Here is a 16,080-nt window from a genome sequence, read left to right on the forward strand (position 1 = left end):
TGACCTTAAACCGGGAGAAAATAATGTCCGGGCTCTTGTTCCAGGTGTTTATTTTATTAAAAACAGGTTAACAGACGCAAAGGCAGCCCGGGTGGTGATTACGCACTGACTTTGTCTGATATCCCATTTGTCGGCATCAGTTCTCTATAAAGCGAGGTTTTAGCCTTTTTTCTCTTTTACTGAAGGTTTGCCCTATGATATTTTTGGCGTTCTTGCAAAGGGTTATTTCAGGACGAGAACCTTGTGCGTGATGCTCTGGTTGCCAAGTTGAATTCGGACGAAATAGGCGCCGGGTGTCGCGGTTGTGGTGTGCCAGAGATTTTCTTCAGGGCTGGCAATAACCCTACCCGAGGCATCAAGAATCACAATTTTTGTTCCTGGGGGCAGACCGCTCAATCTGACCACTGCACCTTTCGCAACAAACAAAGGATAAATGCTGACCCTTTGTAACTCCGCCGGCTGGCGTTCGGAAACGCCGAGCGAAACATACTCACGGATGATTGTCCATTGGGTTGAATCTTGATGCCGGTATATGAGTTCTGCTTTTCCGTCGGTGTTGATGTCATACAGGGTCATTTCTCCCCAATACCGATAGCCAATTCCTTCGGTTTGCCAGAACTGCTCATACCGGTCTTTGTCGGTGCAGCGGAATAACCGCACACCGTAACCATCTGTAACCGCAAACTCAGGTATGGAGTCGCCATCAACATCGCCAACCCCGATCGAGTTGCCATAAAACGGGTGTGCCGGGTAAAAGGAGGTGACCCATACGAGTTCAAAGGAGTCGTTGCATGGGGATTCAACGACCCCGAGGATGCCGTTGTCATCCCAATCTATCCCGAACACGATTGCCTCGTTTTTGCCATCTCTGTCCATATCCGGCGCTGCACCAACAGCATAGTGGAACGAGTAAGTCCTACTGGGGAGAGAAAAACTGTCTTTCACAACCATTGAGTCGTCAGCCACCGCCTCATAAATGTATACAGAGACGCCATCTGCAACCAGGAGTTCAGGAATGCCATCCCGGTCAAGGTCAGGAGTCTGGATGAAGTTCTTAAATAACCAATGAGATTTACGGCACACAAGGTTGTATGTATCCGGACCGGTGCACTCATAGACCTTTATCTCACGAGTAGTAATGGATTCTGTATAAAAGGTGACCTCGCGTGCTCCATCCACATCTAAGTCAGTGATTCTCGCGGGATCAGGACCAACACCTGCAGATACACGCCACACTATTACAGAAGGGAGGGACATAGAATCGGCGCTTTCAAGAACGCTAAACAAGCTTATTTCTGTTTCTGCTAACAGGTCGGTTTTGCCGTCCTGGTCAGCATCCCCAATGTCCCAGACGGTTGCCTGGATATAGCCGAGTGGAAAGGTGTCAAACTGCGAGCCGCCAGTGTATTCCAAGATGTAGTTGGTCCACTCACCTTCTTTAAAAAGCATCATATAGATTTCCTGCCTGCCATCGTGGTCGGCATCACCGCACACATACCGATCCCGGGCGAAACCCCGCACTCGGGCAATCTCCCGGAACTCAAAGGAGTCAGGGGTAGTGGCAAGTAAGGATAGCAGGAACAGAAGCGGCATATGGAATGATAAATAACATATCTCCTACCGCTGTCAAGGTTTGAAAGAAGCCAGACCCGTCTGTGGGTTTCGCTGGCAAAGGAGGTGAAGAGAAGAACATATAAATGGCAGGAAAAGGTCTGAGGCAGGGTGAAGCAGAAGATAACCAAAAGGATAATGCCGGCCTATATTTATATACGAAAAATCTGGGAAAAGTGACAAAAAATCGTACCCGGCACAGTCCGGGGGTAATTCCTGGGATAGTCTTCAGCGCCCCTTTTCTCGCACATAGTGCGGTAGTCCTGAAGTCTGATGACGCAGAAGCCGGAGATGTGCCCTTCGGTTCTATCCCATTGAGAATTAACAGGTCTATGCCCGATAACATATAACCCACTACTTCCTGCTGAATAAACCCGATTATATCCGACGCTATTTTTGCTACCCTTTACCGGCCTATTTCCATTGTTGTCCGGGTGGTTGTTATGAGGTTAGAACATCCCAGCCTCTCAGGAAATCCTTAACCAGTGCTTTTACCAGTATTTTCACTTTTTGGTGGGCAAGGTGGAGTGGTGTTGACGCCGGGGTTAAGTTGATTAACATTAAGGAATGATGTGTGGGCAGTTCCGGACTGTGCCGGACCAGAAGTTCCGTGAGAGTTTGCAAAGAATCTGGGATGAGGTTGAGAGGATGGCGGTTGCCCGTCAGTTTCTGAATGTTGAGGGCGGCAGTGTTGAGCAGGTGCGCGATTATCGGCTGCGTCTGCACCACTGTGCGAACTACGCGGCGGCGCTGACCATCCTTGGGGCTGAGGCTAAGCCTTTGCGGATTCTGGAACTGGGGTGCGGGAGCGGGATACTTTCCGCAGCGTTTGCCCGATTGATGCCTTCGGATTGGAGTCTATTGGCAACCGACTACTCACGCCGGTTGATTGATTATGCCCGGAGCCGATTTCCCCAGGCGAATCTTCGATTTGAATGTATCAGCACGAATGAGTTAGAGCCGGACCGCTTAAAAAATTTTGATGCGGTGATGTTTCTTGAGGTGATTGAGCACCTGACCGAAGAGGAGGCTATTGCCCTTTTTTCCCGTCTTTACTCCGGTTTGGCACCGGGCGGAATGGTGGTGATTTCAACGGTTGACCGTTCGCCGTTCAAAAGGCAATTTTCCGGCTACGGTCCTCATCAGATTGAATATCGTTATACAACGCTGCGTGATTTTCTTAACGATAAGGGGAAAAACCGGTTTGAGCGGGTTGACATTTTTCGATTGACTTCGCGCCGGATTGTCCAAGAAGCGGTTCGTTCTGAAGTGTGGGGCGGGTATTTTATAAACCGGACGGTTGCCCTGATAAGCCGTCTGGTTCAGCGTTATCCCGGACTAATTCAGTCAACCGAGAGGCTTGCCAACTTTTCATTTCGGATGTACGACCGGTTTGTTCCCCGAAGGCAATTTAAACTGAATGGCTACATTGAGGAGATTAGACTGATTACCGAGCAACCGGAGTTACACGATACCGACTCATTCAGCCTGGTGGCGGTTTTAAGAAAGACCGGTTCCGGGTTTAAGGAGAGGTAGTTGGTGGAGTTGCGGTCAGCACAAATTCTGGGGAGTTTATGAAAAAGAAGGTATTGAATTTGCTCCGGGCGGCGATTTATGAAGAGGGCACACTTTTGTTACTAGACCAGACCCGTTTACCTCATCAGGAGCGTTATCTGCGCCTGCGCCGTGCCAGTGAGGTCGCCCGGGCGATAAAACTTTTGCAGGTGCGCGGTGCACCCTGGATTGGAGTTGCGGCGGCTTATGGGCTGGCGCTTGAAGCACAACGGCTTTCGGATGACAGACTGCGTGCTGGTTTAAGAAAAGCGGCGCAGGTCTTAATAAAGGCACGACCCACTGCGGTCAACCTTTCCTGGGCGGTAAACCGGATAACAGCTCTAATCCAGCAAGCGAATTTAACTCCGGCGCGGTTGCGGAGGGCAGTAATTGCCGAGGCAAAAGCGATTGAGCAGGAGGAACAGAAGCGGTCTCACCTGATGGCGCTTGCGGGCGTAAAGGTTGTTCCCCAGAATGCGGTTGTCCTGACAATCTGCAATACCGGTTCTCTGGCAGCACCGGGATTGGGTACCGCCTTAGGTGTGGTATTTCAGGCACATCAGGCAGGGAAAAAGGTTGAGGTTTATGTGTGCGAGACCCGTCCTTTGTTACAGGGGGCACGGTTGACAGCGTTTGAGTTGCTGCGGGCAAAGGTGCCGTTTTACTTAATTGCGGACAGCGCGGCGGCATCGGTGATTGAGCGTTGTGATTTGGTGCTGGTAGGTGCGGATCGCATTGCGGGGAATGGTGACACCGCAAATAAGATTGGCACAAGGATGCTGGCGGTACTGGCAAAGGAGGCAAAAAAGCCGTTTTATGTGGTTGCGCCGGTTTCAACCTTTGATTTACAGTGCCGTAGCGGTGCGGACATCGTGATTGAGGAGCGGTCCGGCGATGAGGTGCGGCGCTTTGGCAGATGCCGGGTCGCACCGCAGCAGGTTCGGGTGTTTAATCCAGCGTTTGATGTTACACCGGCACGGTTGATAACCGCGTTTATTACCGATGCCGGAATAATTAAACCGCCGTTTAAGCGAAATATCCGCCGGGTGCTATTCGGTTGAAGCCGATACCGACTCCATTATCACCGGTGGTCTTGCCTGACCTAATTTGTCCAGGACATCCATCCCTTCAACAATCTTGCCGATGACGGTGTATTCGCCATCCAGTTGGGGCAGGGGCTGAAGACAGAAGTAAAACTGGCTGCCAGAAGAGCGCTTTTCCGGATTGACTTCGTCGGACAGCCGTGCCATTGCCATTGAACCCTTCTCGTGCTTGCGCTTGATTTCTGCGGGCACGGTGTAACCTGGTCCACCGGTGCCATCACCTTTTGGGTCACCACCCTGGACAACAAATCCGGGCACAATCCGATGGAAGGTAAGTCCGTTGTAGAAACCTTTGATGGCGAGGTTGGCAACATTGCAGACATTGAGCGGTGCATCTTTCGTATACATTTCCACCTTGATGGTGCCGAAATCTTTGACCTTGACGGTCAGGAAAAGTTTCTCGGGCAGGTTGTTCGGGGTCAGGGTGTCTTTAAGTACACCGGGTGGAGCCGGTTCTTTCTGGTTCATTGTGGTATCTCCTGTTGGTCTTACTGGTTCGACTTTCTTTGCCGGGCAACCCCAGACAAGAAACAGAACCGCGATTAACGCGACAAATCTTGCCATCTTTGCCTCCTTGAAAAGACGGTTTATTTTACAAAACACCGGATAAAGATTGCCAGATAATCGGTTAGATGTCAAAGATGACAGAGCCGCTCTTAAAACGGTATTTTTACCGGTTAAGAAGGATGATTTTCGCCTGCTGTTTTTGCAATGCGTCTTTGACCGTTAAAAAATACACCCCGCGGGAAATTCGGTTATGCGTTAATCCAAGAAGGTTCAAGTTGATTGTCGGGATGCCGGTTGTGTTTTTTTGTAAAAGTCGCCTGCCCCCAGCATCGAATAAAGTTATAACCGTGTTCTGGTCTGGTTTTAATCCGGATATGGTAACAATACCGTTCGGGGATGGGTTGGGTTGAACCGCAAACGATGGGATAATCAGGGGCGCTGGGTTTTCCTGGACGCCAACATTTCTCCACAGGACACCGAGAGAGACCTTAACAATGGTGTTTGAATAGTTGCTCTTTGTGGCGTAAGCCCAGACAAATGAGTCCGGGCAGGGAAAATCAGGTGTGTAGATATCAAGGTCGGCGAGGTCAGTCAGGACCGAAGATTGGGTAATGTTGCCTGAGCGGTCAATCTGGACAAGGAGGTTTTCGTTCCAGCCGCCGGAGAAAAGGAAGCGGTTCTGGTCACCGAGATAAGAGCAGGCACGCCAGGAGGCGATTGGACCGGGCAGGTAGCCCAACACCTGTTTCTGGTTAAGGTCAAGATGGTAGATGCGGTTTGAGCCGCCGACCGCAACCGCATAAAATGTCCCTTCTGCTCCCTGGTCAATGCCGGCAAACCAGACCCCGGGTTCAATCTGTTCGATATTCCAGGTGTCACCGGTGAATGCGCCATCCGGCGCATAGCGGGCGGCAATACAGCCGGTTTCTTCATGGGGAGAGTGTGTAATCCAGAAGCCCGGGTTTTGCCGGTCCCAAACGATACCCCAGATGATGTCGTCGCCAAAGAAGTTCTGGAGGTTGAACTGTTCAAAGCGGAAGTTCAGCGGGTTGTCAACAGGAAAACTGATGATGCGGTTGGTGTCGTTAACCACGAGGTAAAATCGGCTGGAGTCAGGCACATAGGTGATACCGGCAAGGTTCATTCCCAGTCCGAGACCGCTCAGGTCCCAGGATGAGATGACCGTGCCAAATTCGGGAGGAAATGTGCTTACAACTCGGTAGAGTGTATCGTTTCGTCTGTGCTGGTCGTTAACCAGTTCGGTTTGAACAACAAATAGATAGGAGTCAGGGTTGGGTTCGGTTAAGAGGTCGCCAAAATAGCAACGGCAGGTGTCACCGGTTCCGAGGCTGGTGATGGAATAGGTGCGTTGGAAAAGGGTGTCAAAAGGCGGACGGTTCCGAAACAAAATGGCGCGGGCGGTAAAGGTTTCGGTGTTTAAGCCGTAGTTTCTGATTGTGGCGAGAACCGGACACTGGCTGTTGGGTGGAAACCACGCTTCGGGAGAAATCAGACGTAAGACACCGACATCGTGCTCAAGCCGGCGCACAAAGAAGCGAATTGAGGTGCGGTCGGTGATGAGGTGCTGTGCCGGATTGCCGTTGTACAGGTACTGGAGGAAATAGTTGTTGGTGCCGTAATCTCCCTGGATGCCGATTGTGGCACTTACGGGATTTGCCGGAGTGTTAAGGTAGTTTAATTGAATTGTGCCATCGGACCCAAGCACAACCTGCGCCGAGAGCGTTTCTGGCTGATTGTACAGGGTGACATTGTGCCAGGTGATAACTGTGGAACGGGTTGCAGGGTCGTGGTAATAGAAAACAGCACCAGAATTTCCCGGGTTGAGGTCGTCCCAGAACAGGGCGATAAGATGACAGAATTGCGGCGCGGGCAGTTCCTGATTGTGGTAATTGGTGTAGGTGGTGGGGAATTGAAGAAAGCCGTTGGTGCAAACTGTTAATGAATCAAGGGTGTCGCCGTAAAAGGGAAAACGATAAGGCAAATGTATCGTTGCCCAGCCGTCATCCGGATTCGGGTTCCAATTCGTAATCGGGTTGTGGCTTGCCGGGTCAATCCAGGAGAATGTTATACTGTCACCCGGCTCCTGAGTTGAATGGTAATAATAGCCGAACCCGTCTGGACCACCTTCGTCGGTCTGACCATATACCGGCAAGGAAAACAGAAGAAGCAAGAGTGCTGTCAACTTTTTAATCCCTTCCATTCCTGAATTAAATTATACCAGAATACGGACAGATTTCAATAACGGGTACGGGTGAACTGTTTTGAGAAAAGCGGTTTTTAATCGGTACCCTGCTACAAACAGAAGAGGATGGGGGATATGAACGAAAGCAGGAGTGGAGGGTGTTTCTTTGCTAAAAATGGGTTATGAAAAGGTGGTGAAGGTCCAGATGGCAAAAATATCCAGTACCATCCCTGAAACTACCCCGGGGTTGGGTAGGGAAATTTAAGTAAAAATGGGTTAAGTTATTGAATTGCAAAATGATATTAAAATATGACCATTTTCGGTAAGTATACTTTAAAGTATACAAAAAATCCGGTCGGGCAATCGTTATTGTCGGATTGGCAAATCTCACGAGCCCATCTGTGGTAATTAAGCGTAGTAAACCACAATTTCCTCAAAGAACCAAGATGGAATAGATAAGAAAGCCGAGTTTGACTACTACAAACCCCCATTGGCGTGTAAGGTAATGCGAGATATTGACATTCCTAAAAAACTTTCCAAAATATAGCGAGGCATTGAATTCTAAGAGTTATGAAAAAAGTTAAGGTCAGAAAAAACACCGAGTTGCGATTGGGCCAGGTAATTGACCACGATTCCCTCATACAACTTGCCGACCGGCTTGTTAAAGAAACAAAAGTCCTGCTTCAATATGCGAAAACTGAAGAGGACCTGAGAATTGGTTTTGAAAAATTATTGGAGCCTATCAAGGCCGATTTAAACCTTACCTTAACTACTCATTATGAAAAGTCTGTTTATAGAGGTCGTCCTGATGCACTTCATGGTCAGTTAGTAATTGAGTATGAACCACCCGGTGCGTTTAAATCCCGCACAAAAATCGACCACGCTTTTCTGCAATTGATTAATTACATCCAGGAACTGTCTAAGAAAGAGACCTTATTTTTATTTGATCCAAAGTATGTGGGCGTGGGCTTTGATGGAGAAAAAATCTTTTTTGTCCGGTATATCGGTGATAGAACAAAAGCCAAAGAACAATTTACACCCGAAGACTTTACAATACTCGGTCCTTATGAGTTTACTCCGGAGAGTGCCCGCACCTTCTTGATGTATCTTCGTGCATTAGCCCGCTTGCCCTTAAATGCGGAAAACCTTGCACAGAGGTTTGGACCGTCTAGCGAACTTGCCCCTAAAATGGTTTCCGCCCTTGTTAACGCCCTCAAACACTGGGGCGAACAGGAGCGCATTCGTACATTCTTCAACGAATGGAAAAGGTTGTTTGGCATTGTTTACGGAGAGGTGTTAACCAGTGGGGTGCAGGATAGAGAAATGCGGGCTTTGTCGGAGGTTTATAAGGTCAGAGAAGAAGTTGATTTTCAGGAACTTTTGTTTTGCGTTCACACCTATTTTGTCTTTTTGATGAAACTCATCTCCGCCGAGATTCTGGTATTGAAAGAAACCAGTCTGGCTACTTCACTTGCCTTCCGTCTTGCCCATAGCTCTGACGATGAGTTGAAACGGGAACTTGAGGACATAGAGGATGGCGGGATATACGCTCGAAAGGGAATAACCAACTTTCTGGAAGGCGACTTCTTTCGCTGGTATCTTGATGCCTTTGACTCTCCGGAATTAAAAGATGCCATCAGAGAGGTATCGCGTAGCCTTGCCGAATTTGAACCGGCAACCAGTTCGTTAGAACCCAGCGCAACCCGCGACCTATTAAAGAAACTTTATCAGTATTTAGTGCCGCGCGAGGTGCGCCATCGGCTTGGCGAATATTACACCCCTGACTGGTTGGCTGAACTGTTGCTAAAAGAGGTCGGTTATGATGGTAATAACTTTAAAAGGTTTTTAGACCCGGCGTGCGGTTCAGGGACATTTCTGGTGCTGGCGATTCAGAAGGCAATAGATTGGGGAAAGAAAAATAAAAGACCGCGGCTGGAAATAGCAAAAAGCATCGTTGCCAACATCTGGGGTTTTGACTTAAATCCACTTGCGGTTATCGCCGCCCGCACCAACTACCTTTTTGCCCTCGGCGATTTAGCCGATGAATTGACCGAGTTTGAAATACCAATCTATCTTGCCGACTCCATTCTTTGGCCCGAACATACTGGCATCAAGGGCGCATTGAGAATGAACTTGTACGGTGAACAGATGCTGGTAAAAACTTCAGCCAGGGATTTCCATGTCCCTTTAATCTGGATAAAAGACAAAGGCTGTTTAATGAAAGAGGCGGCGCCTCTTATTGAAAAATTTGTCAAAAACGGGTTTGAACCAGAGGTTGCTTTAAAACACTTAAAAAAGAAAGGTCTGGTTTTTCCGCCCCACGAAACATCGGTGGCTGAGTTCTATAATGAAATCCTGAAACTGGAAAAAGAAAGGAAGAACGGCATCTGGGCACGGTTTTTGAAGAATGTTTTTGCGCCGATGGTTGCGGGCAAGTTTGACTTTGTCGTTGGCAATCCGCCCTGGGTGATGTGGCAATATCTTTCAAGAGAATACCGAGAGGCGACTAAAAATCTATGGGATTCATACGGTTTATCAATTATAAAAGAATCAAAAGACAAGTTAAGTAAAGGCAAAAAAGATTTCTCAATGCTTTTTGTTTACGCATCAGCGGATTATTACTTACAAGACGGGGGGAAATTGGGTTTTCTCATAACCCAGGAGGTGTTCAAATCAAAAGGAGCGGGTGAAGGATTCAGGCGATTTCGACTTGGAGAAGGTAAATATCTAAAAGTCTTAAAAGCCCATGATTTGGTTTCAATTCAGCCATTTGAAGGCGCGGCGAATAAAACCGCTGCCATTATTCTTAAAAAAGGCGAGAAAACAGAATATCCATTGCCATATTTTATTTGGACAAAGAAAAAAGGCGTTGGGAAAATTCCCACAGATAAATTATTAGATGAAGTTTTGAAATTGGTCTATAGAAAAAGAATGTTAGCAAGGCCAATTAGTTCAGATGTTAGTGCTTGGCAATCTTTTGAGGTAGAGAATGTTTTTTCAAAAATTATCGGCACAAACCAGTATAGAGCAAAAATTGGTGCAAGAACAGAACCTTATGGCATTTTTTGGATAAAAATTATGACTCTCACACAAGATGGAAATCTATTAATAAAAAATATTACAGAAGGCCGAAGAAAGAAACAAATATTTGAAAAAGAAGCAAAAATAGAAAGTAATTTTATTTACCCATCTTTCAGAGGATCAGATATAAATAGGTGGAATAGTTCAGTTGGGATCTATACTTTAATCCTTAATGACCCAGCGAATCCTAATAAACCCTTTAAAGAAGAAGACATGAAATTAAAATTTCCATTAACATATAATTATTTGACACATTTTAAAACTAACCTTCTAGAAAGGGCGGCTTATAAAAAATTTCATTGCCAAGCAGGTAGACCTTTCTATACACAATTTAATATTTCAAGAGATACATTTATGAATTATAAAGTTGTATGGAAAAGAATGACCAATGATATTTTTGCTTGTGTATTATCACAAGTAAAAACCCCCTTTGGGTTCAAAATGGCAATACCCCTGGATACAACATCATTTTTCGCCACTAACAATGAGGCTGAAGCCCATTATCTCTGTGCCATTGTAAACTCCACTCCCGTACGAGATTTTATTAAGTCTTTTTCTTCAGCGGGCAGGGGTTTTGGCACTCCTTCGGTTATGGAGCATATTGGAATCCCGAAGTTCGACCCGAAGAACCCCATTCACAAGAAACTTGCCGAAATCTCTAAAAGATGCCATCAACTCAAAGCCGAAGGCAAAGAAAATGAACTTTTGGTGTTAGAAAAGCAAAATGACGAGGCGGTAAAAGAACTGTTCGGGATTAAATAAGAATCTGTTTTTCAGTAGCCCCAGCGTCGGGTACGTTTTGCCCAGGTCTCTTTATAGGCAATGGTGAGCATTAACCGCGCCGAGGTCTCTTTCAATAAGCCGGATGGGGTCTGGCTTGTGCGGAAGCGGATTTCGGTGCCGATATCAATGTTGCCGAACTTCGGGACTGGAAATCCGGTGCCAAGGTGGAGGGTTTTTTCTTGTATTGGCTGGTTTGTGGCGGAGTTCAGGCAGTACCAGTTGGTCATTGAATAACCGAGGCGTAATGGGTGGTCGGGCAGAAGTTCATACTCAATGCCGAATGAGGGCCGGAAAACAGAACGGTAGTTTGCCGGTATGTTGTTGATTGTCGCCTTGTCATAGGGTCGCATCTCCAGACCAAGGGTAAACTGGTTGATTTGCCAGATGGGTCCAATTGCGGCACCGAGGTTCACAGTTGCCGGGAGTTTGATTTGATAGGTGCGGAAGGTGTCGGTGATGACACCGTGGATAAGTTTCCAGCGCTGGGCATTAAGGTTAAGAGGCAGGTCGTAACTAAGGGCAAGGGTAACCGGGTTAAACTGGAGCGAGGCGCCGAACCGGGCGTTGAAAGCAGAGTAGTCAATTGCGATTGTGTCGGTGGCGATGGTGCCTTCCGGAGTGATGTAACTCCAGTTTTCCCGAACACCGCCAAGATGGGGACGGAGGTAGAACCCGAGGCAGAAGTGACTTAAGAACGATTGCGCGATGCCAGCGCTCAGTGCATAAATGCCACCGTGGCTCTGGATGTGGTGGCGAGACAGGGTGTCGGATAAGGATTCAGACCAGACATCAAAATCCTGGTTGAAAATCTCGTCAACCGCCACAAGGATTCGGGTGCGGGTGGGCAGGGGAACCGCACCGTAAAATGTTGCTGGACGAACACCAGCAAGGGCTCGGGTCATTGTTGCCTGTTGGCCAACTGTGCCGATGCCGAGCAAGGTCATTTCTAATGAGGTCTGAGTGAGGTGGATGAAGTTTCCGGGGTTGCCTGAGGAAAGTGCAACCGGGTTGCCAAGCGCAGCGCTTTGAGCGGTGGCGCTGTATGCCGGTTCGCCCAGCCCGTTCATATTGAAGAAGGATTGGGCAAAGGTCAAAGACAGGGAAATCAGTAGTAAGATTGATATCTTGTTCATCTTGAGAAACGGTCTTCAGGCGGCAGGACATAGTGAATTTTCAGGCGGGGCGCCGCGCTGCCAGACCGTAAGATTTTAATCCGGAACGGCTTCTGCCATTCCGGTTCTGCGGTTACAAGTAAGCCGTGATTGGGGTTAGAGTCGGCAACGGAAACCCATTTCTGAACAAGGTCGGTAATTATGAGCCGGACAAGGGCTGCGGTGTCAGAGGGTAAATAGATGGTGGAAGCGGATGCCGCCTCTTCATAAGTGGCATATTTGCCCCGCTGGTAATAAGATTCGGTGAGTTTGTGGACGCCAAGTTGCACGGAGTCCTTGCGTTGGTAAACAGGCTGGGGTTTAAATATCAGTTCTGCCCGGGCGATTGTGGCTGAGTCGGGGATGGACTCCAGCCGGAAATGAAGCCAGGTCCGAAAGGCAACACCAGAACCGACAAAAAGTTCACCGGGATTAGTCCTGACTCCGGAAGAGTCGATGATATGGGCGTCGGCTGCCGGGTAGTAGGTGCGCTTTTTGCCATCGGCATAGGTGAATACAAGACGGGGTGATGTTTTGGTAGCGGCAAGGGTGGCGATGGTTGTGAAGCCGGTGTCAAGGGGAATCAGGGCGATGCCATAGGAGCGGTGGACCAGGGTGTCAAGGTAATCCCGGTTTAGTTCAACGACGGTTGAATCCTTTTCAATTCGGCCCTGACCGAGCGCGAAGTGCCAGTAGTCACCACCGGGTGTGAGCCACTGGGTTAAAGAATCTGCCATACGCCAGGTGACGGCGCTGGAACTCCATTCGGTGGAACAGGCAAAGCAGGTAAAGTTCATCGGCGTACTATCAAGAGGAAATAGTACGAGTTGCACCCCAACCACCGAATCAAGCGCGCTGTCTTTTGGGGCAAAGTCGATAAGCACCCGGGACTGGTACTGCTGGTCTTTTCCCAAAAGCAGGTGGTCAGCACTGCCCAGCGGGATAAATCTGGAATAGCAGTCGGCGCTATCCGGAACAATTTCAAGCGTAACGGTCTCCGGTAACTGGTTAATCTGGTCAAAACCTACGGGCAGGGTATTGCAGGCAAGGATAAAGAGTATTACGAGAAAGAGCCGGTGTTTCATTCGCCGGGTTCCTTTGCCGTAAAAGCCTGGGTGATGTGCTGGGAGATGTTGTCTTTGATTGCATGGTAGGCGGTACGGATGGCGTTCTTTATCGCTTGCGGTGTTGAACGGCCATGGGCAACAACAACATTACCCTTAACTCCGAGCATCAAAGCACCGCCGTGCTCCTGATAGTCCATTCGGCTGATAAACTCTTCTAAGACCGGGCGGGAAAACCAGCGGCGCAATCGGTATTTGGACTCAGACTCAAGATAATCGACGAGCAGTTCCCTGAGAATTTCTGCCAGACCTTCGCCGTACTTTAAAAGGACATTACCGACAAATCCATCACAGACCACCACATCCACCTTGCCGGTGAGGATGTCGTTGCCTTCAATGTTGCCGATGAAATTGAGCCCGCTTTCTTTCAGGAGCCGGTAAGCGGCTAAGGTCAATTCGTTACCCTTGGTGTCTTCCTGACCGATGTTTAACAACCCAACAGTGGGATTTGCCTTACGGAACAGAAAACTGGCAGCGGTTGCACCCATCATTGCGAACTGGAGTAGGTTTGAAGGCTTGGTGTCAACATTGGCACCAACATCAAGAACCAGCGTGCTTCCTTTGATTCGGGGGAAAAGTACCGCAAGGGTCGGACGATGGACACCGGGAATGGCACCCAGGGTGGTAAGGGCAAATGCCATCACAGCACCGGTGTTGCCGGCACTGACCGCAGCCTGCGCCTTACCCTCTTTGTGCAGCGCCATACAAAGGGCGATTGAGGCGTTCCGTTTTTTCTTTACCGCCTCGGCGGGTGGTTCGTGCATTCCGATTACTTCGGGCGCGGGGATGAGTTCAACTCGTTCTCCAATGTCGGTAAGAGATGAATCGGTTTGAGACTTCCAGGCTTCTTCCACAATTTCCGGTTTGCCGACAAGGAGGAGATGGAGGTCGGGTAGTTCCTTTAATGCCAGTGCCGCCCCTTCAATTTCGACAAGCGGGGCATTGTCCGACCCCATCGCATCAAGGGCGACTTTCACCTTTTATTACTCTTTTTCCTTTGTCGTTACCACCGGTTTGCCCGCATAATAGCCGCAATGGGGACATACCCGGTGGGGCATTTTCGGCTCGTGGCAGTGCGGACAGTCCACCACCGTTGGTGGTGTCAGTTTCCAATGGGTGCGGCGCTTTCGACCGCGTTGTCTTGAATGCCGGCGTTTAGGTAAAGGCATTATTGTCCTCCAGAGTTTAAAATTATTTCTTTACAGTTGTGATTTGATTCTATTGGAGCGGAATCGTTTGTCAAGCAAACGAGGTCAAGTTTGCGGTTCATCAGAAATGGCAGAATTTTGGGTAAAGGCGTGGTCAAAGTCGTACACGGCGTGGAAATCTTCTAAGCGGTTGGTTTCACTTTTGAGCATCAAGCCGGCTTCAATCAGGTTAAAGACAACCTGACCGATGTCGTCGGTGCTAAAGATACCCCAGGAGTTCAAAACCATTTTTGCCAGTGGTCCATAGCGCTCAGCCATCAACCGTCTGATGCCTTCAAGTAGTTCGAGGGCGGTGATGTGCTCTTTTCTGCCGGTCATCTTATAGGTATATTGCAAACCGTCGTTGATTAAGAGGTAAGCCTCAAGGGGAAACCGTTTGTCTTTCTGGAGCAGTTCATTGAGCAGTATCATTAGTGAGATAATTTTACTTTTTCTCTTCACCGCAGGCAAGAAAAACGGTGCCGATTTAACCGCGGGCTAATCGTAACCGAGAGGTTAGTTTGTCAGGGTCTTATTGAAGTTTGCTTGACTTTTACGGGCAATAGTTTATGATTTTGACTACGATGGACGATTCCGAAAAATGTGTAAACAGCCGGGTGGCGAAGTTGCCGTTCGGCTGGGTCCGGGTTTTCTGGTACCAGGGAAAAGTGATAAAGGTGGAGTTGAACGAACACGAATCCGGACCGTCGGACAAACATCTGGCACAACAGATTGAGCGGTTACTGCGGGGTGGACTGCGGGTTTCAGAGTTTGAGGTGGCAGTGCCGGACCGGGGTGAATTTTCGCGGCGGGTATTGAACCGGTGCGCCCGAATCGGTTTTGGCGAGATAATGAGTTATGGTGAATTAGCCCGTGCCGCAGGAAAACCCGGTGCAGCAAGGGCGGTTGGTCAGATAATGGCAAACAATCAATTACCCCTTTTCTTTCCCTGTCATCGGGTTGTGGCGGCAGATGGCAGGCTGGGCGGATTTAACGGCGGGCTGGAAATAAAGCGCCGGTTACTGGAATTTGAAGGGTGGCGCGTTGTAGGTCGGGGATGGGATGCCAGGATTGCGCGTTAATGGATAAAAAAGAAGCAGCCACACCGATTATTGAACAACTGGTTGTCGGGCCACTGGAAACCAACTGTTACATCCTGAAGTCCGGGGAGGAGATGTTGATTGTTGACCCTGGAGGCGACGGTAAGGTGATTCTCAACAAAGTCGCTGAATTAGGGGGAACAGTTAAACTTATCGTTAATACCCATGGCCATATTGACCACATCGCAGCGAATAAAGAGGTGCAGGAGGCGACCGGTGCGCAACTGTTAATCCATCAACTGGACGAGGCGATGCTGACCGAGCCGAACGAAAATCTATCGGTTTTAATGGGGATGATGACGAAGTCGCCCCGGGCGGACCAGCTTCTAAGTGAGGGCGATGAAATAGTCGTTGGTAAAGAACATTTGCAGGTGGTGCATACACCGGGCCATACACCGGGAAGCATCTGTTTGTTAGGGAAGGATTTTGCGTTTACCGGTGATACACTGTTTGTTGATTCGATTGGCAGGTGTGATTTGCCCGGGGGTTCAGAGCGGCAGATGCAGCGGTCTTTATCCCGGTTGCAAAGTTTGCTTAAGCGGGAGACGATGCTTTATCCCGGGCATGGTCCGAGCGGAACTTTTGGCCGGGCACTGCTGGTGAACCCATTTCTGGGAAGTGTCTGGCCTGCTTGACAGTAAAAGAAAAATGTCTATTTTTAAGTGTGATTAGAAAC

Annotated in this window: 13 protein-coding genes; 5 read left to right on the forward strand and 8 right to left on the reverse strand. The window is 48.8% G+C overall.

Annotated elements, in window-relative coordinates; all coding sequences use genetic code 11:
- Positions 1-222 precede the first annotated feature (222 nt).
- On the reverse strand, positions 223-1,593 hold the full coding sequence (locus HPY86_00005; GenBank protein NPV13306.1) for a T9SS type A sorting domain-containing protein: 1,371 nt from the start codon (positions 1,591-1,593) through the stop codon (positions 223-225).
- Positions 1,594-2,178: 585 nt separating this feature from the next.
- On the opposite strand from HPY86_00005, the gene HPY86_00010 reads away from it, so the two are divergent.
- The gene (locus HPY86_00010) at positions 2,179-3,147 is read left to right on the forward strand and encodes a class I SAM-dependent methyltransferase (protein NPV13307.1); all 969 of its coding nucleotides are present in this window, start codon (positions 2,179-2,181) and stop codon (positions 3,145-3,147) included.
- A gap of 38 nt (positions 3,148-3,185) precedes the next feature.
- A complete protein-coding gene (gene mtnA / locus HPY86_00015) occupies positions 3,186-4,226 on the forward strand; it encodes an S-methyl-5-thioribose-1-phosphate isomerase (protein NPV13308.1) in 1,041 nt (346 codons plus the stop codon).
- Here mtnA and HPY86_00020 read toward each other — a convergent pair.
- Positions 4,215-4,832, reverse strand: a complete 618-nt coding sequence (locus HPY86_00020; protein ID NPV13309.1) for a peptidylprolyl isomerase — start codon at positions 4,830-4,832, stop codon at positions 4,215-4,217. The genes mtnA and HPY86_00020 overlap by 12 nt on opposite strands.
- Positions 4,833-4,938: 106 nt before the next feature.
- Positions 4,939-6,996 (reverse strand): T9SS type A sorting domain-containing protein, encoded by a 2,058-nt coding sequence (locus HPY86_00025; GenBank protein ID NPV13310.1) that lies wholly within the window; start codon positions 6,994-6,996, stop codon positions 4,939-4,941.
- Positions 6,997-7,548: 552 nt separating this feature from the next.
- Here HPY86_00025 and HPY86_00030 point away from each other — a divergent pair.
- The gene (locus tag HPY86_00030; protein NPV13311.1) at positions 7,549-10,821 is read left to right on the forward strand and encodes an N-6 DNA methylase; all 3,273 of its coding nucleotides are present in this window, start codon (positions 7,549-7,551) and stop codon (positions 10,819-10,821) included.
- An 11-nt stretch (positions 10,822-10,832) separates the two neighbouring features.
- Here the strand turns inward: HPY86_00030 and HPY86_00035 are convergent, their stop codons facing one another.
- The 5 genes from HPY86_00035 to HPY86_00055 form a co-directional block, all read right to left on the reverse strand.
- Complete coding sequence (locus tag HPY86_00035) at positions 10,833-11,975, reverse strand: hypothetical protein (protein ID NPV13312.1); 1,143 nt, start codon at positions 11,973-11,975, stop codon at positions 10,833-10,835.
- Positions 11,972-13,078: a DNRLRE domain-containing protein gene (locus HPY86_00040; GenBank protein NPV13313.1), complete on the reverse strand. Its 1,107-nt coding sequence runs from the start codon at positions 13,076-13,078 to the stop codon at positions 11,972-11,974. Before HPY86_00040 ends, HPY86_00035 begins: the two co-directional genes overlap by 4 nt.
- A complete protein-coding gene (plsX, locus tag HPY86_00045; protein NPV13314.1) occupies positions 13,075-14,094 on the reverse strand; it encodes a phosphate acyltransferase PlsX in 1,020 nt (339 codons plus the stop codon). Before plsX ends, HPY86_00040 begins: the two co-directional genes overlap by 4 nt.
- A 6-nt stretch (positions 14,095-14,100) precedes the next feature.
- Positions 14,101-14,286 (reverse strand): 50S ribosomal protein L32, encoded by a 186-nt coding sequence (gene rpmF, locus HPY86_00050; GenBank protein NPV13315.1) that lies wholly within the window; start codon positions 14,284-14,286, stop codon positions 14,101-14,103.
- A gap of 84 nt (positions 14,287-14,370) precedes the next feature.
- The gene (locus tag HPY86_00055; GenBank protein ID NPV13316.1) at positions 14,371-14,736 is read right to left on the reverse strand and encodes a hypothetical protein; all 366 of its coding nucleotides are present in this window, start codon (positions 14,734-14,736) and stop codon (positions 14,371-14,373) included.
- Between the two features lie 137 nt (positions 14,737-14,873).
- Here HPY86_00055 and HPY86_00060 point away from each other — a divergent pair, with 137 nt between their 5' ends.
- Together HPY86_00060 and HPY86_00065 are read left to right on the forward strand one after the other, a co-directional pair.
- On the forward strand, positions 14,874-15,386 hold the full coding sequence (locus HPY86_00060; protein ID NPV13317.1) for a methylated-DNA--[protein]-cysteine S-methyltransferase: 513 nt from the start codon (positions 14,874-14,876) through the stop codon (positions 15,384-15,386).
- Positions 15,386-16,039, forward strand: coding sequence for an MBL fold metallo-hydrolase (locus tag HPY86_00065; protein ID NPV13318.1), 654 nt, complete (start codon positions 15,386-15,388; stop codon positions 16,037-16,039). The genes HPY86_00060 and HPY86_00065 overlap by 1 nt, the downstream gene beginning before the upstream one ends.
- Positions 16,040-16,080 lie beyond the last annotated feature (41 nt).

This window comes from candidate division WOR-3 bacterium (genome assembly GCA_013177935.1).
Lineage (GTDB): Bacteria > Hydrothermota > Tepidihabitantia > Tepidihabitantales > Tepidihabitantaceae > Tepidihabitans.

Excerpts from the sequence above, each read along its gene's own strand:
- HPY86_00005 (NPV13306.1), bottom strand. The coding sequence starts at position 1,593 with ATGCCGCTTCTGTTCCTGCTATCCTTACTTGCCACTACCCCTGACTCC.
- HPY86_00010 (NPV13307.1), top strand. The coding sequence starts at position 2,179 with ATGATGTGTGGGCAGTTCCGGACTGTGCCGGACCAGAAGTTCCGTGAG.
- mtnA (NPV13308.1), top strand. The coding sequence starts at position 3,186 with ATGAAAAAGAAGGTATTGAATTTGCTCCGGGCGGCGATTTATGAAGAG.
- HPY86_00020 (NPV13309.1), bottom strand. The coding sequence starts at position 4,832 with ATGGCAAGATTTGTCGCGTTAATCGCGGTTCTGTTTCTTGTCTGGGGT.
- HPY86_00025 (NPV13310.1), bottom strand. The coding sequence starts at position 6,996 with ATGGAAGGGATTAAAAAGTTGACAGCACTCTTGCTTCTTCTGTTTTCC.
- HPY86_00030 (NPV13311.1), top strand. The coding sequence starts at position 7,549 with ATGAAAAAAGTTAAGGTCAGAAAAAACACCGAGTTGCGATTGGGCCAG.
- HPY86_00035 (NPV13312.1), bottom strand. The coding sequence starts at position 11,975 with ATGAACAAGATATCAATCTTACTACTGATTTCCCTGTCTTTGACCTTT.
- HPY86_00040 (NPV13313.1), bottom strand. The coding sequence starts at position 13,078 with ATGAAACACCGGCTCTTTCTCGTAATACTCTTTATCCTTGCCTGCAAT.
- rpmF (NPV13315.1), bottom strand. The coding sequence starts at position 14,286 with ATGCCTTTACCTAAACGCCGGCATTCAAGACAACGCGGTCGAAAGCGC.
- HPY86_00055 (NPV13316.1), bottom strand. The coding sequence starts at position 14,736 with ATGATACTGCTCAATGAACTGCTCCAGAAAGACAAACGGTTTCCCCTT.
- HPY86_00060 (NPV13317.1), top strand. The coding sequence starts at position 14,874 with ATGATTTTGACTACGATGGACGATTCCGAAAAATGTGTAAACAGCCGG.
- HPY86_00065 (NPV13318.1), top strand. The coding sequence starts at position 15,386 with ATGGATAAAAAAGAAGCAGCCACACCGATTATTGAACAACTGGTTGTC.